Annotated in this window: 21 protein-coding genes; 12 read left to right on the forward strand and 9 right to left on the reverse strand. The window is 71.8% G+C overall.

Annotation, left to right across the window (positions count from 1 at the left end):
- Window positions 1-52 precede the first annotated feature (52 nt).
- The 6 genes from scy (at window position 53) to ACN6LD_RS18275 (ending at window position 9,213) form a co-directional block, all read left to right on the forward strand.
- Window positions 53-3,934 (forward strand): polarized growth protein Scy, encoded by a 3,882-nt coding sequence (gene scy, locus ACN6LD_RS18250; protein ID WP_445043746.1) that lies wholly within the window; start codon window positions 53-55, stop codon window positions 3,932-3,934.
- A 183-nt stretch (window positions 3,935-4,117) separates the two neighbouring features.
- Window positions 4,118-5,056, forward strand: coding sequence for a coiled-coil domain-containing protein (locus ACN6LD_RS18255; protein WP_319171280.1), 939 nt, complete (start codon window positions 4,118-4,120; stop codon window positions 5,054-5,056).
- Between the two features lie 85 nt (window positions 5,057-5,141).
- Window positions 5,142-6,137 carry an ABC transporter ATP-binding protein gene (locus ACN6LD_RS18260; protein WP_319192548.1) on the forward strand — a complete coding sequence of 332 codons (996 nt, stop codon included), beginning with the start codon at window positions 5,142-5,144 and terminating at the stop codon, window positions 6,135-6,137.
- Between the two features lie 2 nt (window positions 6,138-6,139).
- Complete coding sequence (locus ACN6LD_RS18265) at window positions 6,140-6,910, forward strand: ABC transporter permease (protein ID WP_319192546.1); 771 nt, start codon at window positions 6,140-6,142, stop codon at window positions 6,908-6,910.
- Between the two features lie 111 nt (window positions 6,911-7,021).
- Window positions 7,022-8,335, forward strand: a complete 1,314-nt coding sequence (locus ACN6LD_RS18270) for an ABC transporter ATP-binding protein (protein WP_319192544.1) — start codon at window positions 7,022-7,024, stop codon at window positions 8,333-8,335.
- Window positions 8,332-9,213, forward strand: coding sequence for an ABC transporter permease subunit (locus ACN6LD_RS18275; RefSeq protein WP_319192542.1), 882 nt, complete (start codon window positions 8,332-8,334; stop codon window positions 9,211-9,213). The genes ACN6LD_RS18270 and ACN6LD_RS18275 overlap by 4 nt, the downstream gene beginning before the upstream one ends.
- A 42-nt stretch (window positions 9,214-9,255) precedes the next feature.
- On the opposite strand, the gene ACN6LD_RS18280 is transcribed toward ACN6LD_RS18275, so the two are convergent.
- Complete coding sequence (locus ACN6LD_RS18280) at window positions 9,256-9,588, reverse strand: hypothetical protein (protein WP_057584009.1); 333 nt, start codon at window positions 9,586-9,588, stop codon at window positions 9,256-9,258.
- Between the two features lie 221 nt (window positions 9,589-9,809).
- On the opposite strand from ACN6LD_RS18280, the gene ACN6LD_RS18285 reads away from it, so the two are divergent.
- Window positions 9,810-10,838 carry an LLM class flavin-dependent oxidoreductase gene (locus ACN6LD_RS18285; protein WP_319192541.1) on the forward strand — a complete coding sequence of 343 codons (1,029 nt, stop codon included), beginning with the start codon at window positions 9,810-9,812 and terminating at the stop codon, window positions 10,836-10,838.
- A 96-nt stretch (window positions 10,839-10,934) separates the two neighbouring features.
- On the opposite strand, the gene ACN6LD_RS18290 is transcribed toward ACN6LD_RS18285, so the two are convergent.
- Window positions 10,935-11,327 carry an SCO5389 family protein gene (locus ACN6LD_RS18290; protein ID WP_057584013.1) on the reverse strand — a complete coding sequence of 131 codons (393 nt, stop codon included), beginning with the start codon at window positions 11,325-11,327 and terminating at the stop codon, window positions 10,935-10,937.
- A gap of 313 nt (window positions 11,328-11,640) precedes the next feature.
- Between ACN6LD_RS18290 and nucS the strand changes: the two genes are divergently transcribed.
- Window positions 11,641-12,321: an endonuclease NucS gene (nucS, locus tag ACN6LD_RS18295; RefSeq protein WP_173985563.1), complete on the forward strand. Its 681-nt coding sequence runs from the start codon at window positions 11,641-11,643 to the stop codon at window positions 12,319-12,321.
- Between the two features lie 112 nt (window positions 12,322-12,433).
- Here nucS and ACN6LD_RS18300 read toward each other — a convergent pair whose 3' ends face one another.
- Together ACN6LD_RS18300 and ACN6LD_RS18305 are read right to left on the reverse strand one after the other, a co-directional pair.
- A complete protein-coding gene (locus ACN6LD_RS18300; protein ID WP_445043747.1) occupies window positions 12,434-14,998 on the reverse strand; it encodes an ATP-binding protein in 2,565 nt (854 codons plus the stop codon).
- 260 nt (window positions 14,999-15,258) lie between these two features.
- Complete coding sequence (locus ACN6LD_RS18305; RefSeq protein WP_057584016.1) at window positions 15,259-15,582, reverse strand: STAS domain-containing protein; 324 nt, start codon at window positions 15,580-15,582, stop codon at window positions 15,259-15,261.
- Between the two features lie 469 nt (window positions 15,583-16,051).
- Here ACN6LD_RS18305 and ACN6LD_RS18310 point away from each other — a divergent pair, with 469 nt between their 5' ends.
- Complete coding sequence (locus tag ACN6LD_RS18310) at window positions 16,052-16,624, forward strand: cob(I)yrinic acid a,c-diamide adenosyltransferase (RefSeq protein WP_319197565.1); 573 nt, start codon at window positions 16,052-16,054, stop codon at window positions 16,622-16,624.
- On the opposite strand, the gene ACN6LD_RS18315 is transcribed toward ACN6LD_RS18310, so the two are convergent.
- Window positions 16,621-17,190 (reverse strand): hypothetical protein, encoded by a 570-nt coding sequence (locus ACN6LD_RS18315; RefSeq protein ID WP_445043748.1) that lies wholly within the window; start codon window positions 17,188-17,190, stop codon window positions 16,621-16,623. The genes ACN6LD_RS18310 and ACN6LD_RS18315 overlap by 4 nt on opposite strands.
- A 153-nt stretch (window positions 17,191-17,343) precedes the next feature.
- On the opposite strand from ACN6LD_RS18315, the gene ACN6LD_RS18320 reads away from it, so the two are divergent.
- The 3 genes from ACN6LD_RS18320 to ACN6LD_RS18330 all read left to right on the forward strand — a co-directional run bounded on the left by ACN6LD_RS18320 (window position 17,344) and on the right by ACN6LD_RS18330 (window position 21,131).
- A complete protein-coding gene (locus ACN6LD_RS18320; RefSeq protein ID WP_445043749.1) occupies window positions 17,344-18,531 on the forward strand; it encodes a sensor histidine kinase in 1,188 nt (395 codons plus the stop codon).
- The gene (locus ACN6LD_RS18325; protein WP_445043750.1) at window positions 18,528-19,181 is read left to right on the forward strand and encodes a response regulator; all 654 of its coding nucleotides are present in this window, start codon (window positions 18,528-18,530) and stop codon (window positions 19,179-19,181) included. The genes ACN6LD_RS18320 and ACN6LD_RS18325 overlap by 4 nt, the downstream gene beginning before the upstream one ends.
- A 126-nt stretch (window positions 19,182-19,307) precedes the next feature.
- Window positions 19,308-21,131, forward strand: a complete 1,824-nt coding sequence (locus ACN6LD_RS18330; protein ID WP_445043751.1) for a glycosyl hydrolase family 18 protein — start codon at window positions 19,308-19,310, stop codon at window positions 21,129-21,131.
- 41 nt (window positions 21,132-21,172) lie between these two features.
- Here the strand turns inward: ACN6LD_RS18330 and ACN6LD_RS18335 are convergent, their stop codons facing one another.
- The 4 genes from ACN6LD_RS18335 to ACN6LD_RS18350 all read right to left on the reverse strand — a co-directional run bounded on the left by ACN6LD_RS18335 (window position 21,173) and on the right by ACN6LD_RS18350 (window position 24,622).
- Complete coding sequence (locus ACN6LD_RS18335; RefSeq protein WP_266728521.1) at window positions 21,173-21,619, reverse strand: DUF2550 domain-containing protein; 447 nt, start codon at window positions 21,617-21,619, stop codon at window positions 21,173-21,175.
- A 141-nt stretch (window positions 21,620-21,760) separates the two neighbouring features.
- A complete protein-coding gene (locus ACN6LD_RS18340; RefSeq protein WP_057584029.1) occupies window positions 21,761-22,135 on the reverse strand; it encodes a F0F1 ATP synthase subunit epsilon in 375 nt (124 codons plus the stop codon).
- Window positions 22,136-22,268: 133 nt separating this feature from the next.
- Window positions 22,269-23,705, reverse strand: coding sequence for a F0F1 ATP synthase subunit beta (gene atpD / locus ACN6LD_RS18345; protein ID WP_319191509.1), 1,437 nt, complete (start codon window positions 23,703-23,705; stop codon window positions 22,269-22,271).
- On the reverse strand, window positions 23,705-24,622 hold the full coding sequence (locus ACN6LD_RS18350; RefSeq protein ID WP_319191511.1) for a F0F1 ATP synthase subunit gamma: 918 nt from the start codon (window positions 24,620-24,622) through the stop codon (window positions 23,705-23,707). Before ACN6LD_RS18350 ends, atpD begins: the two co-directional genes overlap by 1 nt.
- Window positions 24,623-24,638: the final 16 nt, after the last annotated feature.

A 24,638-nucleotide genomic window follows, 5' to 3' on the forward strand; every position in this document is an offset into this window, starting at 1 on the left:
TGGACGGAGCTCGTTCGGGAAGCTTGCGACCAGGGACGGATGGGACCGCGCAGTGCGGGGCTATGAGAGCCAGGAGCGGGAGCCGGCGGCTGACGTCGACCACCTGACTCGGTTCGAAGCCGAGATGAAGCGGCTGAAGACCGAGCGGGAAAAGGCGATCCAGCATGCCGAGGACCTCGGCTACCAGGTCGAGGTGCTGCGCGCCAAGTTGCACGAGGCGCGCCGCACCATCATGTCCCGGCCCGCCTTCGACGGCGGCGACCTCGGGTACCAGGCCGAGCAGTTGCTGCGCAACGCGCAGATGCAGGCCGACCAGCTGCGGCAGGACGCCGAACGGGAGCTGAGCCAGGCCCGGGCGCAGACGCAGCGGATCCTGCAGGAGCACGCCGAGCAGGCGGCCCGCCTCCAGGCGGAGCTGCACCAGGAGGCCGTCAGCCGTCGGCAGCAGCTCGACCAGGAGCTGGCCGAGCGCCGGCAGAACGTCGAGTCGCACGTCAACGAGAACGTGGCGTGGGCCGAGCAGCTGCGCGCCCGCACCGAGGCGCAGGCCCGCCGGCTGCTCGACGAGTCGCGGGCCGAGGCCGAGCAGGCCCTGACCGCCGCCCGCGCCGAGGCCGAGCGAGTGGCGACGGAGGCCCGGCAACGGCTCCAGGCCGACGCCGAGTCGGCCCGCGCCGAGGCCGAGCAACTGCTGCTGCGGGCCCGCACCGACGCCGAGCGGCTGCTGAACGCCGCGTCCACGCAGGCCCAGGAGGCCAGCGACCACGCGGAGCAGCTGCGCACCTCCACCGTCACCGAGTCCGACGCCGCCCGCCGGCAGGCCGGCGAGCTCAGCCGCGCCGCCGAGCAGCGCATGTCCGAGGCCGAGGAGGCGCTGCGCAAGGCGCAGGCCGAGGCCGACAAGCTGCTCGCCGAGGCCAAGGAGACCGCGTCGAAGGCGCTCGCGGGCGCCGAGTCGGCCAACGAGCAGCGCACCCGCACCGCGAAGGAACAGGTCGCCCGGCTGGTCAGCGAGGCCACCAAGGAGGCCGAGACCACCAAGGCGGACGCCGAGCAGCTCGTCGCCGACGCCCGCACCGAGGCCGAGAAGATCGTCGCGGAGGCCTCCGAGAAGGCCCGCACGCTCACCGCCGAGGAAAGCGCCACCCAGCTGTCGAAGGCGGCGAAGACCGCCGAGGACGTCCTCATCAAGGCCCAGGAGGACGCCCAGCGCACCACCAGGGCCGCCGCCGAGGAGGCCGAGCGGATCCGCCGCGAGGCGGAGACCGAGGCGGACCGGCTGCGCGCCGAGGCGCACGACATCGCCGAGCAGCTCAAGGGCTCGGCGAAGGACGACACCAAGGAGTACCGCGCCAAGACGGTCGAGCTGCAGGAGGAGGCCCGCCGGCTGCGCGGCGAGGCCGAGCAGCTGCGCGCCGACGCGGTCGCCGAGGGCGAGAAGATCCGCGCGGAGGCCCGCAAGGAGGCCGTCCAGCAGATCGAGGAGGCGGCCAGGACCGCCGAGGAGCTGCTGTCCAAGGCGAAGGCCGACGCGGACGAGCTGCGGCAGAAGGCCACCGCGGACAGCGAGAAGGTGCGCACCGAGGCCATCGAGCGCGCCACCGCGCTGCGCCGGCAGGCCGCCGAGACCCTGGAGCGCACCCGCGCGGAGGCCGAGCGCTCCCGCGAGGAGGCGGTGGAGCTCGCCGAGACCATCACCTCGAACGCCGAGCAGGCCGCGCGCGAGCTGCGCGAGGAGACCGAGCGCGGCATAGAGGTCCGGCAGGCGGAGGCAGCCGAGGAGCTGACCCGGCTGCAGACGGAGACGGAGAGCCGGCTGGCCTCCGCCGAGCAGGCGCTCACCGACGCCCGCGAGGAGGCCGCGCGGATCCGCCGCGAGGCCGTCGAGGAGACCGAGCGGCTGCGCTCCGAGGCCGCCGAGCGGATCCGCAGCCTCCAGCAGCAGGCCGACGCGGAGGCGGAGCGGCTGCGCAACGAGGCCGCCGCCGACGCGTCCGCCTCGCGCGCCGAGGGCGAGGCCGTCGCCGTCCGGCTGCGTTCCGACGCCGCCGCCGAGGCGGAGCGCCTCAAGACCGAGGCGCAGGACACCGCCGACCGGGTGCGCGCGGAGGCGCAGGCCGCGGCCGAGCGGCTGGCCGACGAGGCGTCCGAGACGCTGGCCGCCGCCCAGGAGGAGGCCGTCCGGCGTCGGCGCGAGGCCGAGGAGCTGCTCGGTTCCGCCCGCCAGGAGGCCGGCCAGGAACGCGAGCGGGCCCGCGAGCAGAGCGAGGAACTGCTGGCCTCGGCGCGCAAGCGCGTGGAGGAGGCGCAGACCGAGGCCGTCCGGCTGGTCGAGGAGGCGGACCGGCGGGCCACCGAGATGGTGTCGGCGGCCGAGCAGCACGCGCAGCAGGTGCGGGATTCCGTGGCCGGACTGCACGAGCAGGCGCAGGACGAGATCAGCGGGCTGCGCTCGGCCGCCGAGCACGCGGCCGACCGCGTCCGGCGCGAGGCCGAGGAGGAGGCGGACCGGGTCCGCGGCGACGCCTACGCCGAGCGGGAGCGGGCCGCCGAGGACGCGGGCCGGATCCGGCGGGAGGCGAGCGAGGCGGCGCAGGCGGCACAGGCGCTGGCCGAGCAGACCGTCGGCGAGGCGATCACCGAGGCGGAGCGGCTGCGCTCGGAGGCGTCCGCGCACGCCCAGCGGGTGCGCACCGAGTCGTCGGACACCATCGCCCAGGCCGAGCAGGACGCGTCGCGCACCCGCGCCGACGCCCGCGACGACGCGAACCGCATCCGCTCGGACGCGGCGACGCAGGCCGACACCCTCATCACCGAGGCCCGCAACGAGGCGGAGCGGCTCCAGACGGAGACCATCGCCGAGGCCGAGCGGCTGCAGTCCGAGACGATCGCGGAGGCCGAGCGGCTGCGTGCCGAGTCGATCGCCAAGGCGGAGAAGCTGATCTCGGACGCGTCGGGGGACGCCGAGCGGCTGCGCGCCGAGGCCGCCGAGACCGTGGGGTCCGCGCAGCAGCACGCCGAGCGGGTCCGTGCCGAGGCGGAGCGCGTCCGGACGGAGGCGGCCGCGGAGGCCGACCGTCTGATGAGCGTGGCCCGCGAGGAGGCCGACTCGACGCTGGACGAGGCCCGCAAGGAGGCCAACAAGAGGCGTTCCGAGGCGGCCGAGCAGGTCGACACCCTCATCACGGAGACCGCGGCCGAGGCGGACAAGCTGCTCTCCGAGGCGCAGACCCAGGCGCAGAAGACCACCGCGGACGCGGAGGCGCAGGCCGACTCGATGGTCGGCGCGGCCCGCAGTGAGGCCGACCGGCTGGTCTCCGAGGCGACGGTGGAGGGCAACTCCCGGGTGGAGAAGGCCCGTACGGACGCGGACGAGCTGCTCATCGGCGCCCGGCGTGACGCCACGGCCATAAGGGAGCGGGCCGAGGAGCTGCGCGACCGCATCACGAGCGAGATCGAGTCGCTGCACGAGCGGGCCCGCCGTGAGGCCGCCGAGACGATGAAGTCGACCGGCGACCGCTGCGACGCGCTCATCAAGGCGTCCGAGGAACAGCTCGCGAAGGCGCAGGCCAAGGCGCGGGAGCTGGTGTCGGATGCCAACTCCGAGGCCGGAAAGGTCCGCATCGCCGCCGTGAAGAAGGCGGAGGGGCTGCTCAAGGAGGCCGAGCAGAAGAAGGCGGCGCTGGTGCGGGAGGCCGAGGAGCTCAAGGCCGAGGCGATCCGCGAGGCGCGGCGCACGGTCGAGGAGGGCAAGCGGGAGCTGGAGGTCCTGGTGCGCCGGCGCGAGGACATCAACGCCGAGATCTCCCGCGTCCAGGACGTGCTGGAGGCGCTGGAGTCCTTCGAGGCGCCGGCCGGGAGCAAGGACGGGGGCGTCAAGGCGGGCGCTGCCATCGGAGCTCCCCGATCGGGTGGGAAGCCCTCGGACGGCTAGCGGAATGTGTGGATTGGGTTAAAGTCTGGGGCCTTTGACCGGACCTTTGGCAAGGGCTGTGCCGCTCAGCCACCCAAAAGGGGTGTCATTCTCCAGATCAAACACGCATACGCTCGATGACACACCGCTCAGGCCCCTAGGATTCCACCTATCACCTCACCGGTCTCATTCGACAGGAACCCCATGAGCGACACTTCCCCCTACGGCTTCGAGCTTGTGCGGCGTGGGTACGACCGCGCTCAGGTGGACGAACGCATCTCGAAGCTCGTCTCCGACCGTGACAGCGCTCTGGCCCGTATCACTGCTCTGGAAAAGCGCATCGAGGAGCTCCACCTCGAGACGCAGAACGCCCAGGCCCAGGTAAGCGACGCGGAGCCGTCGTACGCCGGTCTCGGCGCGCGTGTCGAGAAGATCCTCCGCCTCGCCGAGGAAGAGGCCAAGGACCTGCGCGAGGAGGCCCGTCGCGCGGCCGAGCAGCACCGGGAGCTCGCCGAGTCGGCCGCCCAGCAGGTGCGCAACGACGCAGAATCGTTCGCTGCGGAGCGCAAGTCCAAGGCGGAGGACGAGGGCGTCCGGATCGTCGAGAAGGCCAAGAGCGACGCGTCGCAGCTGCGTTCCGAGGCGCAGAAGGACGCTCAGTCGAAGCGTGAGGAGGCGGACGCCCTCTTCGAGGAGACCCGCGCGAAGGCCGCACAGGCCGCCGCCGACTTCGAGACCAACCTCGCCAAGCGCCGCGAGCAGTCGGAGCGCGACCTGGCGTCCCGTCAGCAGAAGGCGGAGAAGCGTCTCGCGGAGATCGAGCACCGCGCGGAGCAGCTGCGTCTGGAGGCGGAGAAGCTGCGCACCGACGCCGAGCGTCGTGCCCGTCAGACCGTCGAGACGGCGCAGCGCCAGGCCGAGGACATCGTGGCCGACGCGAACGCCAAGGCGGACCGGATCCGCTCCGAGTCCGAGCGCGAGCTGGCGGCGCTCACCAACCGCCGCGACAGCATCAACGCCCAGCTGACGAACGTCCGCGAGATGCTCGCCACGCTGACCGGCGCCGCGGTGGCCGCGGCCGGCGCGCCGTCCACGGACGACGAGCCGATCTCGCGCGGGGTGCCGGCGCAGCAGTCGCGGTAACGAGCGGGGACACGGGGAACGGACAGCTGTCGAGCCCTCTGCCACTCCGGTGGCAGGGGGCTTTGCCGCGCTTTAGCGTGGCCGCATGATCGAGCTGTCGGGACTGACCAAGCGGTACGGCGACACGGTGGCGGTGAACAACCTCAGCTTCACCGTCAGACCGGGCATCGTCACGGGCTTCCTCGGTCCGAACGGCGCCGGGAAGTCCACCACCATGCGGATGATGCTCGGTCTCGACCGGCCGACCGCGGGGGACGTCCTGATCGACGGGCAGCACTACGACCGGCTCAAGGATCCCCTCACCTACATCGGCGCCCTGCTGGACGCCAAGGCCATGCACGGCGGACGCAGCGCCTTCAACCATCTGCTGTGTCTCGCGCAGAGCAACGGCATCCCGCGGAGCCGGGTGCACGAGGTGCTGGACACCGTCGGGCTCACCTCCGTGGCGCGGAAGAAGGCCAAGGGGTTCTCGCTGGGCATGGGGCAGCGGCTGGGCATCGCCGGCGCGCTCCTCGGGGACCCCCGGATCCTGATGTTCGACGAGCCGGTCAACGGCCTCGACCCCGAGGGCATCCACTGGATCCGCACCCTGATGAAATCGCTGGCCTCGCAGGGGCGGACGGTGTTCGTCTCCTCCCATCTGATGAGCGAGATGGCGCTCACCGCGGATCATCTCGTCGTCATCGGGAAGGGCCGGCTGCTCGCCGACACCTCCATGGCCGACTTCATCGCGCAGAACTCGCGCAGCTACGTCCGTATCCGCACCCCGCAGCGGGAGCGGCTGCTCGATGTGCTGCACGACGCCGGGACGGTGGTCGTCGAGACCGGCGGCGGGGCGCTGGAGGTCGACGACGGCAAGCCCGAGCACATCGGCGAGCTGGCCGCGCGGCACCAGATCGTGCTTCACGAGCTGAGCCCCCAGCGGGCTTCACTGGAGGAGGCGTTCATGCAGCTGACCGCGGAGTCGGTCCAGTACCACGCGCACACGGACGTGCCGATGGACATGCCCCCGGACGTGCCAGCGGGCATGCCCGACGTACAGCCCAGGCAGCAGTGGGGCGACGACTGGACGAGGAGCTGACGATGGCGGCGACCCAGGTCATCCGGTCCGAATGGACCAAGATCCGGTCGGTGGCGTCCACGGTGTGGACGCTCTCCCTCGCCGTGGTGGTCACCGTCGCCCTCGGCGTGCTGATCTCGGCGCTGTCGAGCCACGAGTTCGACAACATGAGCCGCAACGACCGGCTCTCCTTCGACCCCACCTTCGTCAGCTTCGCCGGGATGACCCTCGGTCAGCTCGCGATGATCGTGTTCGGGGTGCTGGTGGTGTCGAACGAGTACAGCACCGGCATGATCCGCACCTCGCTGGCCGCCGTGCCGCAGCGCGGCGCCTTCCTGTTCAGCAAGATCGCGGTGGCCACCGGGCTCTCGCTGGCCGTGGGGCTCGTGACCAGCTTCGTCACCTTCTTCCTCGGGCAGGCCATGCTCGGCTCGCACCGGGCGTCGATCGAGGACAGCGGCGTCCTGCGGGCGGTGGTCGGCGGCGGTCTGTACATGACGCTCATCGCCGTCTTCTCGATGGGCGTGGCCACGATGCTGCGCTCGCCGATGCTGTCGCTCGGCATCCTGATGCCGTTCTTCTTCCTGATCTCCAACATCCTCGGCAACGTCTCCGCCACGAAGAAGATCGGCCGGTATCTGCCCGACCAGGCGGGCAGCAGGGTCATGCAGGTGGTCACGCGGATCGACGACGACACCCCGTACGGCCCCTGGGGCGGGTTCGCGATCATGGCGCTGTGGACGGCGGCGGCCCTCGCCGGCGGCTACCTCCTGCTGAAGAAACGCGACGCGTAACGCTTTGGGCTTTGCTTTCATTTGAGCGGAACCGTCAGCGCCCCGATAGTCTCCTAACCCTTACGGGGGCGTGTGCCCTGCTGTCCCTGAACCTTTCGATGGGTGCGGAGCATGATCGAAGCAGTCGGCCTGACCAAGCGCTACGGCGACAAGACCGCTGTGTACAACCTTTCCTTCCAGGTACGCCCCGGCGCCGTCACGGGCTTCCTCGGGCCCAACGGCTCGGGCAAGTCCACGACCATGCGGATGATCCTGGGCCTGGACAACCCGACCGCCGGGTCCGTGACGATCGGCGGCTACCCGTACCGCCGGCTGCCCAACGCCGCCCGCCAGGTGGGCGCCCTGCTGGACGCCAAGGCGGTGCACGGCGGCCGGCACGCCCGCAACCACCTGCTGAGCCTGGCCCAGCTGTCCGGCATCCCGGCCCGGCGGGTCGACGAGGTGCTCGGCGTGGTCGGCCTCCAGGACGTGGCCCGCAAGCGCTCCAAGGGCTTCTCCCTGGGCATGGGCCAGCGGCTCGGCATCGCGGCCGCCCTGCTCGGCGACCCCCAGGTGCTGCTCTTCGACGAGCCGGTCAACGGCCTCGACCCCGAGGGCATCCTCTGGGTGCGCAACCTGATGAGGGCCCTGGCCGCCGAGGGCCGCACGGTGTTCGTCTCGTCCCATCTGATGAGCGAGATGGCGCTGACGGCCGACCACCTGATCGTCATCGGGCGCGGCCAGCTGCTCTCCGACATGAGCGTGAAGGACTTCATCTCGGCCAACTCCGCCGACTTCGCGCGCGTGCGGACCCCGCACACCGACCCGCAGCTGCGCGAGAAGCTGGCCTCGGCGCTCACCGAGGCGGGCGGCCACGTCCTGCCCGAGCAGGACGGCGCGCTGCGGGTGACGGGACTGCCCTTGCCCCGGATCAGCGACATCGCCCACGACAGCGACGTGCGTCTGTGGGAGCTGTCGCCGCACCAGGCCTCCCTGGAGGAGGCGTACATGCGGATGACGCAGGGCGCCGTGGACTACCGGTCGACCAGCGACCAGAAGGCCGGCCTCCAGCAGCAGCTGCCGCCCGGCGCGCAGCCGCCGATGCCGGTACCGGGCCAGGGCCAGCCGGGCTGGTACGCCCCGCCGGCCCCGCAGCAGGGCTACGCGCCCGCCCAGCCGGCCCAGGCGCCTCCGGCGGCGTCCTACGGGGCGTACGGCGTCCCGGGAGCGCCCGGCGCGGCTCCCGGCCCGAACATCGCCAACCCGTATGCACAGCCGCCCGCACAGGCGCCGGCCGCTCCGCCGGCGCCCGGGCCCGCGGCGCCGTCCGCGCCGGCTCCCTCGCTGGACAAGGCGCCCGCCGCAGCACCGGCGCCCGAAGCCGCGCCGGCTCCCGCGCCCGCCTCCGCCCCCGACGCCCCGACCGAGTCCGAGGACGCCCGATGAGCACCCCGCAGCCCCCGTCTCCGCAGGCCGCACCCGCCTGGCAGACGGCGCCCGGCGCCTCGTACACCGCGGCCGGCCCCGTCTACACCTCGCCGATCCCGGTCGTGCGCACGCACCTCGGTAACGCCATCGCCTCGGAATGGACCAAGATCCGGTCGGTGCGTTCCACGATGTGGACGCTCGGCGTGTATGTGCTGCTCGTCGTGGGCATCGGGCTGCTGGCCGGTGCGATCGTCGCCGCGAACGCCACCGAGCAGGACCTCTCGGGCAGCACGGCGCTGTCGTTCGGCTTCTTCGGACTGCTCCTCGGCAGCATGTGCGTCATCACGCTCGGCGTGCTGACCACCGCCTCCGAGTACGGCACCGGCATGATCCGCACGACCATGGTGGCCTGCCCCTCGCGCGGCCGGGTCCTCGCGGCGAAGGCGATCGTGTTCTTCGTCGTCGCCTTCACGGTGACGCTCGTGTCCACGGGCCTCGTGGCGATGGCGCACGTGGCGATGCTCTCCGGCGCCCGCTCGCCGAGCGGCGAGGAGTGGCTCAAGGCCACCGTGGGCGTGTCCCTCTACATGGCCCTGCTCGGGCTCGTCTCGCTGGCCGTCGGCTCGATCATCCGGCACTCGGCGGGCGCCATCACCATCATGATCGGTCTGCTGCTGGCCCCGCTGGTCATCGCGATCTTCATGTTCTCGGCCTCGCTGGAGAGCCTGCGCCAGGCCCTCTTCGAGTACTCGATCCCCAGCCAGCTCGGCGTCTTCTACGCGACCTCGCTCAGCGAGAGCGGCCCGACCGGCTGGGACCCGCTGTGGATCGCGCTGGGCATGACCACCGTCGTGCTCGGCGCCGCCTTCGCGCTGCTGGAGCAGCGGGACGTGTAGCCCGCCCCGCACCTCCACGCCGAGAGCCGAAGGGGCCCGGGTTCAGAACCTGGGTGCGTTACGGGACCGCTGCATCCCCGGGGTGCGGCGGTCCCGTGCGTTCCAGCACGCCTTGTGCCAGTGACGTCGGTCGTCGACGCCCGCGTGCTCCGGCCAGGCCACCACGTGCGGGACGCCGCCGGGGATCAACTGGTCGCAGCCGGGGCACCGGTACGTCTTGCCCTGGGCGCTCGCCCCGGCCACGTGCCGTACGCTCCACTGCTCGCCGTGCCAGTCCTGCGCCGACTCCCAGCCGCCGTAGCGGCTCGTGCGGTCGTCCTCGGCGCTCCGGCCCGACGAGCCCTCATCCTTGGGTCGGTTGCGACGCGGCGACACAGGACACCTCACGGGGCTATACAGGGGGCAGGGCCGTTCTCCAGCGTACGCGGCGCGAGCCAGGGCACCCGTGGGGCGACGGACCCGCAGGCCCCCTTCCCCGACGTCGCATTCGGCAGACAATCCGCAAATCTCTCCGCCAGGCCGTGTCCTCGGCACGTGTCGGACGGTTATGCCGGGTGGGGGAGCTCCGTGTCGGAGCCAAGGAAGCAGGAAAGTCCATGCGCGTTGGAAGTTTTGTACTGGGGGCCCAGTTCCCCGGCCAGGGTCAGGGCGAGGCGCTGCACCGCGCGGTCCGCTCGGCCGAGGTCGCCGAGGAGGCGGGTCTCGACTCGGTCTGGCTGGCCGAGCACCACTTCGTGCCGTACGGCACCTGCCCGTCGGCGGTCACGCTCGCCGCTCTGCTGCTGGGCCGCACCCGCCGCATCAGAGTGGGCACCGCGGTCAGCGTGCTGCCCACCGTCCATCCCGTGGCGCTCGGCGAACAGGCCGCGCTGCTGCATCTGACCAGCGGCGGCCGCTTCTCGCTGGGCGTGGGCCGCGGCGGGCCGTGGGTCGACCTCGAGGTGTTCGGCTCCGGGCTGGAGGCGTACGAGAAGGGCTTCCCGGAATCACTCGATCTGCTGGTGCGCTGGCTGCGTGAACCCTCGGTCGGGGCCGACGGCGAGCGCTTCCGCTTCCGTGAAGTCCCCGTCGTGCCCAGGCCGTCGGAGGCCCTGACGGAGGCGACGGGGCCGGAGGTCGTCGTCGCCTGCACCTCTCCGGCGAGCGTGCGGCTGGCAGCCGAACGCGGTCTGCCGATGCTGCTCGGCATGCACGTCGGGGACGAGGAGAAGGCCGAGATGGTCGCCCAGTGGCGGCGGTTCGCCCGCGCGGCGGGGCGGACCGAGGGCGAGATCCGCGGCGCGGCGCATGTCTCCGCGGGCGTCTGCCAGATCGCGGACCGGCGCACGGACGCGGTGGAGACCCTGGTGAAGGCCATGCCGGGCTGGCTGAAGCAGGGACTCGACGCCCATGTCACCGTGGACGGCCGGCCCCGCTCCATGCGAGACCCGGTGGCGTACACCGAACTGCTCTGCGGACTGCACCCGGTGGGCACCCCGAGGCTCTGCGCCGACCGCCTCGCGGCCACCAGCGAGCGAACGGGCATCTCGCGCTTCGCCCTGCTCGTCGAGGGCTCGGGCGACCTGGCGGCCACCGAGGAGAACGTACGGCGGCTGGGCTCGGAGGTGCTCCCCCACCTCCGGTGAGCGGCCCAGCCGGCCGCTGAGCCTGCCGCTCCCGTGATGCTCCCGTGGTGACGGGAACCTCCCGCGTCAGGAGCGGCAAGCGACATCGTCATGCCGTCAGCAGTCCCGGAATTCCGGGGACTGGTTGAGCACCTGGCTGCGGACCGAGGTGAAGCGGTTCAGCTTCTCGTCGACAGCCGAGTCCAACGGGAACACCGCCACCCGGTGGCAGTTCTGGAAGGCGAGCCGCACACCGAAGTGCCGCTGCAGCGCGCCGCGTATGGCGTCACTCGCGAGCGCGCGCAGCAGCTGCCCGCGTGCCTGCTCGTCCGGCGGGGGCGTCTGGTTGTCGGCGAAGTCTCCGCCGTCCACCTTCAGCTGGGCCACCAGGGAGCTGACCATCTCCCATGCGTAGGGCAGGGAGGTCCGGACGCAGTCGACGAATTCTGCTTCGTCGACCTCGCCTCGCTCGGCCTGATCGAGTAGGGCCGGTGAGACGTCGAGCGACATGGGTACTCCTCTCGCACCCCCGAGAACGACGAGGGTTGACGGACAGGGAAAGGGAGTCCGCCATGCCGAAATACCGCACACGCTGAGTACACGCATCGCGACCTCCCGTTCACTACGGTAGGCAACGGACGGTGACCGCACCAGGAGAATGAGCACATAGGGAACCCCTGTTGGGCACACAATCGGCCACGGTCGAACAGAGGTTTTCCTGATCAAAAGGGGCGGGGCCCAAGGGTCGCGCGTTGCGTGCGGGGCCGGGATACCGGGCGGGCGGATCGCGAGCACCGCGGGGCGTCGGATAGCGTTGCCGACCATGCGTCTCGTCATCGCCCGGTGCTCCGTCGACTACGCCGGCCGGCTCACCGCCCACCTCCCCTCCGCCCCCCGTCTGATCCTGGTGAAGGCGGACGGCAGCGTCTCCATCCACGCGGACGACCGGGCCTACAAGCCCCTCAACTGGATGTCGCCGCCCTGCACGCTGAAGGAGGATGCGGGGGACTCCGAAGGCGTGGCGGGCGTCTGGACCGTCGTCAACAAGGGCGGTGAGAAGCTCATCATCACGATGGAGGAGATCCTCCACGACTCGTCGCACGAACTGGGCGTCGATCCCGGCCTGATCAAGGACGGCGTGGAAGCGCACCTGCAGGAGCTGCTCGCGGACCGCATCGAGACCCTCGGCGAGGGCTACACCCTCATCCGCCGCGAGTACATGACGGCCATCGGCCCGGTCGACATCCTGTGCCGGGACGCGGACGGGCAGACCGTCGCGGTGGAGATCAAACGGCGCGGCGAGATCGACGGGGTCGAGCAACTCACCCGCTACCTCGAGCTGTTGAACCGCGACCCGCATCTCGCCCCGGTCCGCGGCGTCTTCGCCGCCCAGGAGATCAAGCCCCAGGCCCGCGTCCTCGCCACGGACCGCGGCATCGGCTGCACGGTCCTCGACTACAACGCCATGCGCGGCATCGAGGACGACAAGCTGCGGCTGTTCTGACGTCCGCCACGACGTCCGTGCGGCGTCCCTACCGCATCCGTACGACGACGAGGGCCGGGTTCCCGAAGAGGAACCCGGCCCTGTCGTATGCCCGGGGCCGTGCCCCTTCGGCTCAGATCACCTCGTCCGGCGAGGTCTCCGCCGAGCCGGAGGGAGCGGAGAGCCCGGAGGAGGTCATCGTGCTGCCGACGGGCGCGGAGGACACGGAGTTGCCGCCGGAGGTCGACGTGCCGCCGGAGGGCGTCGGACCGGTCGTGTCCGAAAGAGTCGGCGACGGCGACGCCGAGCCGGTCCCGCCGCTGGAGGACGCGGACGCCGACGGCGAAGGCGACCCGGACCGGGTCGGACTGGACGACGGCCGGCCGCTCGGCTTCGGCGTACCGGAAGGCTTCCCGTCCCCGGGATCCTGCGAGCTGCTCGCCGACGCCGACGGTCCCGCCGTCCCCGTGGGAGTCGGGTCGTCCGAGGTGCCCATGGTCCCGTCCGGGCCCGGGTCCGTCGGGCTGCCGGTCGCCTCGCCCCTGTCGGTGGAGCCGTCGCCGCCCGGGGTGTCCGCGCCGACCTCGCCGTCGTCGACGCCGACGGAGGCGGACGGGTTGACGCCGACCCGGTCGGAGGGGTCGTCGGCGTCCTTGTGGGAGGTCGCGCCGAGCGTGACCACCGTGCCCAGGACGGCGACGAGCAGCGCGCCGGCGCCGACCCCGACCAGGTTGCGCCTGGCCAGGCTCCGCAGGCCGCCGCGGGTGTGGCGGATCGGCTTGGCGGGCGGTTCGCGGCGGGCGACGAGGGTCTCGGCCTCCGGCGGGAAGGTCGGGAGCGCCGCCTGGACGCCGCGGGGCGGAGACGCCTGCTCCTCGTGGCGGACGGTGTCGGGCGCGTCGTCGGCGAACGTCGCGGCGGGCAGGCCGGGCACGTCGCCGGAGCGGTCGGCGACCAGCGCGAGGGCACGGCGGCCGGCGACGGTGCCGCGCTTGTCGGCGATCGTGCCGCGCAGGGCGAGCGAGGCCTCGAGCTCGGAACGGGCCCGGTCCAGGTCGCCGGTGCACAGCGCCAGGACGCCGAGCTCGTGGTGGAAGTAGGCGCGGTCCGCGGACTGCGCCGCGAGCCGCGCGGCCTCCGCGCCTTCGTGCAGAGCGCTCGACCAGACGCTCCACTGCAGCCCCGCGGCGAACGCGGGGGCCGCCGTGCGGGCGAGCCGGACGGCGGTGGCCTCCTCGCCCTCCTCGGGCCGGGTCGTGTCGGGGACGACGGCCGCGAGGGCGGCGAGGACGGCGTCGGCCTCCGCGCAGACCCGGTCCGGGGTGACCGAGGGGTGCCCGGTCCACCAGGCGTAGTGCTGGGCGGCGGCGTGGGCGCGGGTCTCGACGTCGTCGGCGTATCCGGCGGCCTCGAGCTGGGCCTGGACTCCGGCGGCGAGACGGTAGCGGTTGCCGACCGGGGAGACGAGCCCGCAGCCCATCAGCTCGCCGAGGGCCGCGTCGGCGTGGGTGTCGCCCACCAGGGCGGGCAGATGGGCCTGGTGCGGGACCTCGCCGCCGAGGGCGACGGCGAACCGCAGGGCTGCGCGGGCGGAGGCGCTGAGGCGGGCGGCGAGCAGCGGGGCGGGGGCGGCGGCCTCGCCGAGGGAGGGCAGGGATATCTCCTCGGCCTCCCCGGCGCCGGCGACGGCTTCGGCGGGGGTGGGGAGCGTCCGGGCGTCCTCGAAGACGCCGAACGCGTCGACCGCGTCGGCGCTGGCCCGCAGCCGGTCGCGCTGCGCGAGCAGGGCGCCGGCCTGCACGAACCGCAGCGGCAGGCCCTCGGACTCGAACCAGAGGTCGCCGGCCCAGTTGGCCTCCTCCTCGGTGAGGACCCGGCCGACGGCGCGCTCGATGACCTCGACGCCGCCCGCACGGTCGAGACCGGTGAGGACGACCTCCTCGACGGCCGAGTCAGCGGTCGGCAGTGGGGTGTCCGGCGTCGCGCCGAGCAGGAAGGCGCACTCGGGCGTCGCGTCCAGCAGGTCGTCGAGGGCGGCGCCGCCGAGGTCGAGGTCGTCGACCACCACGACCGCTCCGACATCGCGGACCAGGTCGCGCAGCTCGTCCTCGTCGGGGCGGTGCTGCGGGGCGTCGAAGACGGCGTGGAAGAGATCGTGCAGCAGGTCGCCGGCAGTGCGCAGACGGCCGCTGAGGCGGACGACTCCGTCGGGGGCGAGGTCCTCACAGTCCTCGGCGACCAGGTCGAGGAGGCTGGTGCGGCCGGAGCCGGGGGCGCCGGTGAGACGGACGGAGCGACCGCGGGCGAGGAGCCGGACCAGCTGTTCGCGTTCGTCCTGGCGGCCCAGGAGCGGCCGTGCGGGCGGGGCGTTGCCGGCGGGCGCGGCCGGCCGGGCGGCGCGCTCGGCCTCGGCGCGCCGCTCGGGCGTGCGCCTCGCGGGCCGCTCGGCCCGCTCGGTGGGCGGGCACAGCTCGATCTCGCTGCCGTCGACGGGGTTGACGGTGAGCAGATGGTCGCCGGCGACCAGCCGTACCGTGCGGGCCAGGGCCGGGGCGGGCTGGCCGAAGTCGGGCGTGAGGGGGTCCCTGGACGGGCGCGGGCGCGAGGTCTGGCCGGGCCCGGAGTCGAAGGCGCTCGACCGGGAGGCGTCTCCCTCGTCGTGGCCGTGCTCCTCGGGTCCCCGGGTGTTCGGGTCCATGGGTCAAGCCCCCCAAAAGCGTCGTGTGGCGGTAGCCCCTCCCGGCCTTGCCGCACACTGGGCTGTCGCTTATGGTCCGGTGCCCGCTCGAGGGCTGCGGGCGGCGGGCAGACGAACCGTAAACCTTCGCACAGTATCTACGACAGCCCGGGGTGCCGGGCCGCCCGAAGCGTCACGGTCTCGTGAGGATTGCACCCGGCCCCTCGCACCCGTCGCGCCCGTCCCACGCTTCCCGCCGCAGGCCACACCCCCCTTGTGCGTCAGACGCGGGGCAGGGACTCCACTCCGATGCCGCCCTCGATCGCGAGGATCCGGTGCAGCCGGGTGGCCACCAGCAGGCGTTGCATCTGCGGCGGCACGCCGCGCAGCACCAGGCGCCGGCCGCAGCGGCCGGCCCGTCGGTGGACGCCCATGATGACGCCGAGTCCGGTGGCGTCCCACGAGTCGAGTCCGGACAGGTCGAGCACCAGGTCGCCGACTCCGTCGTCGACCGCCGTGTGCAGGGCCGTACGGGCGTCCGCCGCGCTGCGGACGTCGAGGCGGCCCCCGACGACCAGCTCGACGTGGTCGCCCTTGATGTGCATAGCGCTCCCCTAAGCGTGCGTCTCGTGCTCCGCGGTGTGGTGTCCGGTGTTGCATGCTCTGACTGCGAGAAGCGGTCAGAGGTTGCCGTCTGTGAGCGAACCGATACCCAATTCACCCGCAAGGGTGAGGCTCCTGGGACCTGTGCGGTTCCGGTGCCTGTAGAGCCCTGCCCGCTCACGCGCCCGATGTCACCGGCGTCAACCATCCGGCGCAGCCGCCCCGGTTGCCTGTCCATCTGCCTCTCGGCCGGAGATTAGCGCTCGTGAGGCACTGCGTGACCGGTTAGTAACGCGTCTCACGTCTCACGGCGTGAGACGCCGGTCACGTCGTCAAATCCTGTCCGATTCAGGCCGATTGGCACCGTCCTGAGCAGGCGCCGGTCCCCTGCCGGGGGCCGCCGGTCCGGCCGTCCGCGGACCGTGACGAAGAGAACGGAGCGGATGCCCGGGGACGGTCTAGATTGGCGGCATGGTCAATCTGACGCGCATCTACACGAGGACCGGCGACCAGGGCACCACCAATCTCGGCGACATGAGCCGGGTCGCCAAGACGGACCTGCGGATCGCCGCCTACGCCGACGCCAACGAGGCGAACGCGGTCATCGGCACGGCCCTCGCACTGGGCGGACTCGACGAGGAGACGGCCGAGGTGCTCATCCGCGTCCAGAACGACCTGTTCGACGTGGGCGCCGACCTGTCGACGCCGGTGGCGGAGAACCCGGAGTTCCCGCCCCTGAGGGTCGAGCAGTTCTACATCGACCGGCTGGAGGCGGACTGCGACCGCTTCAACGGGCAGTTGGAGAAGCTGCGGTCGTTCATCCTGCCCGGCGGCACCCCGGGCGCGGCGCTGCTGCACCAGGCGTGCACGGTGGTCCGCCGCGCCGAACGCTCCACATGGGCCGCCCTGGAGGCGCACGGCGAGCGGATGAACCCGCTCACCGCGACCTACCTCAACCGGCTGTCGGACCTGCTGTTCATCCTCGCCCGCACCGCCAACAAGGCGGTCGGGGACGTGCTGTGGGTGCCGGGCGGGGAGCGCTAGCCCATCTTGGCCGGTTCCCGCTCCGGGCCGCCCTTCGGTTCCCGCTTCGGGAAGAGGGTGTAGCTCGCGGCGATGACGACGTTGACGCCCACGACCGACAGCATCCGCTGCTGCCACGCCCGCAGCGATCCGGTGTCGCCGTCGCCGCCGACGTACCGGACGGCCGCCTGGAGCAGGGCGACGGCGACCAGTGCCGCGAGGGTCCACCGGCCCGCGACCCTCCACTCGTGGACGGCGCGGGCCGTGCCGTACTTCGGGGGCCGCTCCGGGGGCGGGCCGTCGGCGAAGCGGTGGGCGACCCGGGCGTCGGCCCACTTGATCGTGGAGTGGCCGAGGCCCACGGTGAAGCCGATGTAGACGGCGGCGAGGCCGTGCCGCCAGTCCGGCTCGGCGCCGTTCCTGAGGTCGGCCGCGGTCACGGCGAACAGCACGATCTCCAGCAGCGGCTCGCACAGCAGCAGGGCGAGGCCCAGCCGTGGCATCCGGAACACGTACCGCAAGGCCAGCCCGGCGGCCAGCAGCACCCAGAAGGCCGCCTCGCAGACGATGATCAGTGTGACGACCACGGTTGGCTCCTCTCGGTCACCGTCCAAGGCTCCCGTCCCGGGCTGCCGGACGCGTCGTCGCCGGTGACGAGGTCGCGGTACATCGAAAGATGCAGTTCCGGACCGTCCCCGGGGAGCAGGCGCACGCCGGGCGAGGCGTGTTGGATGGAGGGCATGGCCGTACGACGACTGCCCCGCCCGCACCGTTTCGACGTCTGCGTCGCGGCCGGCGGGCTGCTGGGCGGGCTGTTCCTGGTGGTGATCGGTCTGGGCACCCGTCCGTCCGACGACCCGATCACGCTGTTCGACGGCCCCTGGCCGGTGCTGGCGCCGCTCGCCGTGATGGCCGCCAGCGAGGTGGCGCGCCGGGCGGCTCCCCGCGCGGCCCTGCTCACCGGCACGGCCGCGATCACCGCGGACCTGGTGACCCAGGGCAATCTGTCCACGATCCTGATGTTCACGGACCTCGTGTACGCGGCCGTCCTGTACAGCCCGCCCGCCTCCGCCCGTCGCATCCAGTGGATCACCGGGCTGCTCACGGTGGCCGGGACGCTGGTGCCGTTCGCGCTCTGGCGGGTGCCCGAGGCCCTGCTGATCGGCGTGGTCGTCGGCGTCGTCGCGTACGGGCCCGCCGCCACCGGGTGGATCGTCCGCAACCACCGGGACGCCGCCGAGGCGGCGCAGCTGCGGGCCGAACAGACCGCGCTGCTCGCCGAGATGGACCGGACCCAGGCCGTCACCGCCGAACGGGCGCGGATGGCGAGGGAGTTGCACGACATGGTCGCCAACCACCTGTCCGCGATCGCCATCCACTCGACGGCGGCGCTGTCGATCGACGATCCGGACACGTCCCGGCAGGCGCTGACCGTCATCCGCGAGAACAGCGTCGAGGGGCTGACGGAGATGCGGCGGCTGATCGGAATCCTGCGCGACGGCAGCGGGGACCACGAACCCGCCGCGGCCGCCACCCTCGAGGGTCTGGCCGCCCTCGTCGACGGCGCCCGCGCCAACGGCCTCGACGTGACCCTCGACATGGCCCCGGACGCCGGCCGCGGCCGGGTTCCCGCCCCCGTCGAACTCGCCGCGTACAGGATCGTGCAGGAGTCGCTGACCAACGCCCTGAAGCACGCCTGCCCCGGCCGGGTCACCGTCGCCCTCCACCGGCGCGACGACACGCTCGACGTGCGGGTGAGCAGCCCCTACGGCCACCGGGACGGCCCACGCGCCCCGGGTTCCGGCGCCGGACTGGTCGGCATGCGGGAGCGGGCGGCCCTGCTGGGCGGCACGTTCCACGCCGGGCCGCACGGGCCTCGCTGGACCGTCCACACCGCCTTCCCGCTCGTCGAAGGAGAGCCCGCATGAGCTCCGTCGTCCGTGTGCTCGTGGCCGAGGACCAGTCCGCCGTGCGCGCCGGTCTGGTCCTCATCCTGCGCAGCGCGTCCGACATCGAGGTGGTCGGGGAGGCCGCGGACGGGGAGCAGGCGGTGGCGCTGGCCCGGGAGCTGCGGCCGGATCTGGTGCTGATGGACGTTCAGATGCCGCGCCTCGACGGGGTGTCGGCGACCCGGACGGTCGTCGAGGAGGGACTGGCCGACGTCCTCGTGCTGACCACCTTCGACCTCGACGCCTACGTCTTCGGGGCGTTGCGGGCCGGTGCGGCCGGGTTCCTGCTCAAGGACGCGGAGGCGCGGGACCTGCTGGCGGCGGTCCGCACCGTGGCGGCCGGCGAGGGACTGATCGCCCCGGCCGTGACCCGTCGTCTGATCGCCGAGTTCGCCGCCGCGCCCGCCCGGGCGCCGGGCGCCGATCCGGCCGTCCTCGACGCGCTCACCCGGCGCGAACGCGAGGTGCTGGCCTGTCTGGGCCGGGGGCTGTCCAACGCGGGGATCGCCGAGCGCCTCGACATGGCGGAGGCGACGGTGAAGACGCACGTCAGCCGGCTGCTGGCCAAGCTGGGACTGCGCAGCCGGGTGCAAGCGGCGGTCCTGGCTCAGGAGTTGGGCGTCGGGTGAATCCGGAAACGGAGTGCGTCGCAGTGGTCCAGACCTATTGACCCGTGGTCCAGACCTTTCTATTCTCGCGGCACCGTGGGCGTGAAGGCTCAGTCACGCCCCCCGACTCCCCCGAGGAGGCGCAGGATGCGCTTCAGACACAGAGCCGCGGCAGGGTTCGCGACGCTGTTGCTCCCCCTGGCCGGGCTGGTCGGCCTGGCGGGCCCCGCCCAGGCCGCCACGACCGCTGCCGCCACCTACACCAAGGCCTCGGACTGGGGCACCGGCTTCGAAGGCAGGTGGACGGTGAAGAACACCGGCACCACCGCCATCAGCTCCTGGACGGTCGAGTGGGACTTCCCGTCCGGGACCTCCGTCACCTCCGCCTGGGACGCCGACGTCACCTCCGCCGGCCTGCACTGGACCGCCAAGAACAAGTCGTGGAACGGCTCCCTCGCCCCCGGCGCCTCCGTCTCCTTCGGCTTCAACGGCGCCGGCTCCGGATCGCCCGCCAACTGCCGGCTGAACGGCGGCGGCTGTGACGGCACGTCGGTTCCCGGCGACTCCGCCCCCTCCGCCCCGGGCGCCCCCACGGCCTCCTCCGTCACCGACACCTCCGTGAAGCTGACCTGGTCCGCCGCCACCGACGACAAGGGCGTCAAGAACTACGACGTCCTGCGCGACGGCGCCAAGGTCGCCACCGTGACGACCACCTCCTACACCGACACCGGTCTGACCGCGGGCACCGACTACTCCTACGCCGTCCGGGCCCGCGACACCGCCGACCAGACGGGACCGACCGGCGGCGCCCTCGCCGTCCGCACCACCGGCGGCGGCACCACTCCCCCGACCACCGGCGACAAGGTCAGGCTCGGCTACTTCACCGAATGGGGCATCTACGGCCGCAACTACAACGTCAAGAACCTGGTGACGTCGGGCTCGGCCGCGAAGATCACCCACATCAACTACGCCTTCGGCAACGTCACGAACGGCCAGTGCGCGATCGGCGACTCCTACGCCGACTACGACAAGGCCTTCACCGCCGACCAGTCGGTCAGCGGCGTCGCCGACACCTGGGACCAGCCGCTGCGCGGCAACTTCAACCAGCTGCGCCAGCTGAAGGCCAAGTACCCGCACATCAAGGTGCTCTGGTCGTTCGGCGGCTGGACCTGGTCCGGCGGCTTCGCCCAGGCCGCGGCCAACCCGGCCGCGTTCGCCCAGTCCTGCTACAACCTGGTCGAGGACCCGCGCTGGGCCGACGTCTTCGACGGCATCGACATCGACTGGGAGTACCCGAACGCCTGCGGCCTGTCCTGCGACACCAGCGGGGCCGCGGCCTACAAGAACCTGATGCAGGCACTGCGCGCCAAGTTCGGCGCGAACTACCTGGTCACCGCGGCCACCACGGCCGACGGCACCTCCGGCGGCAAGATCGACGCCGCCGACTACGCGGGCGCCGCGAGCTACGTCAACTGGTACAACGTGATGACGTACGACTTCTTCGGCGCCTTCGACGCGGACGGTCCGACCGCCCCGCACTCCCCGCTGACGACCTACAGCGGCATCCCGCAGGCCGGGTTCACGACGGCCGACGCGATGGCCAAGTTCAAGGCGAAGGGCGTGCCCGCGAGCAAGCTGCTCATCGGCATCGGCTTCTACGGCCGCGGCTGGACGGGCGTCACCCAGGACGCCCCGGGCGGCACGGCCACGGGCCCGGCGCCGGGAACCTACGAGCAGGGCATCGAGGACTACAAGGTCCTCAAGACGTCCTGTCCAGCCACCGGCACGATCGCCGGCACGGCGTACGCGAAGTGCGGCAGCAACTGGTGGTCCTACGACACCCCGGCCACCATCGCCGGGAAGATGGCCTGGGCCAGGAACCAGGGCCTCGGCGGCGCGTTCTTCTGGGAGTTCAGCGGAGACACCGCAGGCGGTGAACTGGTCAGCGCCATCAACAGCGGAATGTCGTGACCGTCGCAGAAGAGTCCGGGTGACACGGCGAGTGGATGCGGCTACGCCACATTCACTCGCTGTCCGGGCGGGGCCGCCTCCAGCCACGCGAGAAACCCGGTCAGCGCGTCCTCGCTCATCGCGAGCTCCAGGCGCGTGCCCCGGTGCAGACAGACCAGGATCACCGCGTCGGAGAGCAACGCAAGCTCCTCCTCGCCCTCGGGGAGCCGACGGCCGGCCACCTCGATCGTGCCGCGCTCCAGAACCCGGCGCGGACGGTACGCGTAGGAGAAGACCCGGTACCACTCGATGCGGTCGCCGTTGTAGCGGGCGACGCCGTAGCTCCAGCCTTTGCCGCTCGTGTCCGGTTTCTCGGAGACGTCCCAGCGCAGGGAACAGTCGAAGGTGCCGCCGGAGCGCTGGATGAGTCTGCGGCGCAGGCCGAAGACGAACAACCCCAGCGCCACCAGGGCCACGACGATTCCGCACACAGTCAGAGCGAGGACCATCGACACCGACCTCCTCGTCTCCTAGGTACCGAAATAGGTAACGGAACGGAAAAATCATCCATATCTGCCTCAGCCGCGGTCGGCTCCGGATTGCTCCGGTGCCGACCGCGGCTGAGTGACGTCATGCGGTTACACGCTGGCTCAGCGCGAGGCCGCCGCACGCAGTCGTACGTCCGCGCGACGCTCGGCGGCGGCATCGCCCTCCGCCTTCGCGCGCTCGAGCTCGCGCTCCACGCGCTGGACGTCGATCTCGTCCGACAGCTCGGCGATCTCGGCCAGCAGCGACAGCTTGTTGTCCGCGAACGAGATGAAACCGCCGTGCACCGCGGCGACGACCGTTCCACCGTCACTCGTACGGATGGTCACCGGGCCCGACTCCAGCACACCGAGCAGCGGCTGGTGACCGGGCATGACGCCGATGTCGCCGGACGTGGTGCGCGCGACGACCAGGGTGGCCTCGCCGGACCAGACCTCTCGGTCGGCCGCGACCAGCGCGACGTGCAGCTCAGCAGCCAAGGTGGCTCCTCGGGTCACCACCCGGCGGATTCTGCCGGGTGTTGGTTACAAGTCTAATGGGCGTGCGTGAGGGGGCGGGACGCGCCCGCCCCCTCAGACGTGAGCCGAAGGGCTCACTTCGAACTCAGGGAGTTCAGGAGACGCCCAGCTCCTTGGCGTTGGCCTTCAGGTCCTCGATGCCACCGCACAGGAAGAACGCCTGCTCCGGGAAGTGGTCGTAGTCGCCGTCGATGATCGCGTTGAACGCGGTGATCGACTCGTCCAGCGGCACGTCCGACCCGTCGACGCCGGTGAACTGCTTGGCGACGTGGGTGTTCTGGGACAGGAAGCGCTCCACGCGACGGGCGCGGTGGACGGTGAGCTTGTCCTCCTCGCCCAGCTCGTCGATGCCGAGGATGGCGATGATGTCCTGAAGGTCCTTGTACTTCTGCAGGACCGTCTTGACGCGCATCGCGGTGTTGTAGTGGTCCGCCGCGATGTAGCGGGGGTCCAGGATCCGGGACGTGGAGTCCAGCGGGTCCACGGCCGGGTAGATGCCCTTCTCGGAGATCGGACGGGAGAGCACCGTCGTCGCGTCGAGGTGGGCGAAGGTGGTGGCCGGGGCCGGGTCGGTCAGGTCGTCCGCGGGGACGTAGATCGCCTGCATCGAGGTGATCGAGTGACCACGGGTCGAGGTGATGCGCTCCTGGAGGAGACCCATCTCGTCGGCCAGGTTCGGCTGGTAACCCACCGCGGAGGGCATCCGGCCGAGCAGGGTCGAGACCTCGGAACCGGCCTGGGTGAAGCGGAAGATGTTGTCGATGAAGAACAGCACGTCCTGCTTCTGCACATCGCGGAAGTACTCCGCCATGGTCAGACCGGCCAGCGCCACACGCAGACGGGTGCCCGGGGGCTCGTCCATCTGACCGAAGACCAGGGCGGTCTTGTCGATGACGCCCGAGTCGGCCATCTCCTCGATGAGGTCGTTGCCCTCACGGGTGCGCTCGCCGACACCGGCGAACACGGAGACACCGTCGTGGTTGTTGGCGACGCGGTAGATCATCTCCTGGATGAGCACCGTCTTGCCGACGCCGGCGCCGCCGAACAGACCGATCTTTCCACCCTTGACGTACGGGGTGAGGAGGTCGATGACCTTGACGCCGGTCTCGAACATCTCGGTCTTCGACTCGAGCTCGTCGAAGTTGGGGGCCTTGCGGTGGATGGACCAGCGCTCGCCCTCGTACTGCTCGTCGACGTTCAGCACCTCACCGAGGGTGTTGAACACCTTGCCCTTGGTGAAGTCGCCGACCGGAACGGTGATGCCGTTGCCGGTGTCGGTGACCGGGGCCTGGCGGACCAGACCGTCGGTGGGCTGCATCGAGATCGTGCGGACCAGGCCGTCGCCCAGGTGCTGGGCGACCTCCAGGGTCAGCGTCTTCTTCTCGCCGGCGAGGGCCGGGTCGGCCACCTCGACGTGAAGGGCGTTGTAGATCTCCGGCATGGCGTCGACGGGGAATTCCACGTCGACGACCGGGCCGATGACCCGGGCGACGCGGCCCGTGGCAACGGCCGTCTCAACTGTCGTCGTCATTACCTGTCACTCCCCGCGGTCGCGTCGGCCAGGGCTGCGGAGCCACCGACGATCTCGCTGATTTCCTGGGTGATTTCGGCCTGGCGGGCCGCGTTGGCAAGCCGGGAGAGCGTCTCGATGAGCTCGCCCGCGTTGTCGGTCGCCGACTTCATCGCGCGCCGCGTGGCGGCGTGCTTCGAGGCTGCCGACTGGAGAAGCGCGTTGTAGACGCGGCTCTCCACATAGCGCGGCAGCAGGGCGTCGAGGACGTCCTCCGCCGAGGGCTCGAAGTCGTACAGCGGAAGGATCTCGCCCTTCGGCGCCGCCTCCTTCGCGACCTCGTCGAGGCTGAGCGGCAGCAGTCGGTCGTCGAGCGCCGTCTGCGTCATCATCGAGACGAACTCGGTGAAGACGATGTGGAGTTCGTCCACGCCGCCGTCCGCCGTGTCCTTCTCGATGGCCTCGATCAGCGGACCCGCGACCTTCTTGGCGTCCGCGTACGTCGGCTCGTCCGTGAAGCCCGACCACGACTCCGCGACCTTGCGCTCACGGAAGTTGTAGTGCGCGAGACCACGCCGGCCGACGATGTACGTGTCGACCTGCTTGCCCTCGGCCTCGAGGCGTGCCGTCAGCTGCTCCGCGGCCTTGATGGCGTTGGAGTTGAAGGCGCCGGCGAGACCGCGGTCGCTCGTGAGGAGCAGCACCGCGGACCGCACGACCGTCTCGGCCTGCGTGGTCAGCGCGTGCTTCGTGTTCGAACCGGTGCCGACCGCCGTGACCGCGCGGGTGAGCTCGGTCGCGTACGGCGTGGAGGCCGCCACCTTGCGCTGCGCCTTGACGACGCGCGAGGCGGCGATCATCTCCATCGCCTTGGTGATCTTCTTGGTCGCGGTGACGGATCGGATGCGACGCTTGTAGACCCGGAGCTGGGCTCCCATGAGTCAGGTCCCTTCC

It is taken from the genome of Streptomyces sp. SAS_272 (assembly GCF_052543235.1).

Coding starts and splice junctions, on each gene's coding strand:
- ACN6LD_RS18255 (WP_319171280.1), top strand. CDS start 4,118: ATGAGCGACACTTCCCCCTACGGCTTCGAGCTTGTGCGGCGTGGGTAC.
- ACN6LD_RS18260 (WP_319192548.1), top strand. CDS start 5,142: ATGATCGAGCTGTCGGGACTGACCAAGCGGTACGGCGACACGGTGGCG.
- ACN6LD_RS18265 (WP_319192546.1), top strand. CDS start 6,140: ATGGCGGCGACCCAGGTCATCCGGTCCGAATGGACCAAGATCCGGTCG.
- ACN6LD_RS18270 (WP_319192544.1), top strand. CDS start 7,022: ATGATCGAAGCAGTCGGCCTGACCAAGCGCTACGGCGACAAGACCGCT.
- ACN6LD_RS18275 (WP_319192542.1), top strand. CDS start 8,332: ATGAGCACCCCGCAGCCCCCGTCTCCGCAGGCCGCACCCGCCTGGCAG.
- ACN6LD_RS18285 (WP_319192541.1), top strand. CDS start 9,810: ATGCGCGTTGGAAGTTTTGTACTGGGGGCCCAGTTCCCCGGCCAGGGT.
- ACN6LD_RS18290 (WP_057584013.1), bottom strand. CDS start 11,327: ATGTCGCTCGACGTCTCACCGGCCCTACTCGATCAGGCCGAGCGAGGC.
- nucS (WP_173985563.1), top strand. CDS start 11,641: ATGCGTCTCGTCATCGCCCGGTGCTCCGTCGACTACGCCGGCCGGCTC.
- ACN6LD_RS18300 (WP_445043747.1), bottom strand. CDS start 14,998: ATGGACCCGAACACCCGGGGACCCGAGGAGCACGGCCACGACGAGGGA.
- ACN6LD_RS18305 (WP_057584016.1), bottom strand. CDS start 15,582: ATGCACATCAAGGGCGACCACGTCGAGCTGGTCGTCGGGGGCCGCCTC.
- ACN6LD_RS18310 (WP_319197565.1), top strand. CDS start 16,052: ATGGTCAATCTGACGCGCATCTACACGAGGACCGGCGACCAGGGCACC.
- ACN6LD_RS18320 (WP_445043749.1), top strand. CDS start 17,344: ATGGCCGTACGACGACTGCCCCGCCCGCACCGTTTCGACGTCTGCGTC.
- ACN6LD_RS18325 (WP_445043750.1), top strand. CDS start 18,528: ATGAGCTCCGTCGTCCGTGTGCTCGTGGCCGAGGACCAGTCCGCCGTG.
- ACN6LD_RS18330 (WP_445043751.1), top strand. CDS start 19,308: ATGCGCTTCAGACACAGAGCCGCGGCAGGGTTCGCGACGCTGTTGCTC.
- ACN6LD_RS18335 (WP_266728521.1), bottom strand. CDS start 21,619: ATGGTCCTCGCTCTGACTGTGTGCGGAATCGTCGTGGCCCTGGTGGCG.
- atpD (WP_319191509.1), bottom strand. CDS start 23,705: ATGACGACGACAGTTGAGACGGCCGTTGCCACGGGCCGCGTCGCCCGG.
- ACN6LD_RS18350 (WP_319191511.1), bottom strand. CDS start 24,622: ATGGGAGCCCAGCTCCGGGTCTACAAGCGTCGCATCCGATCCGTCACC.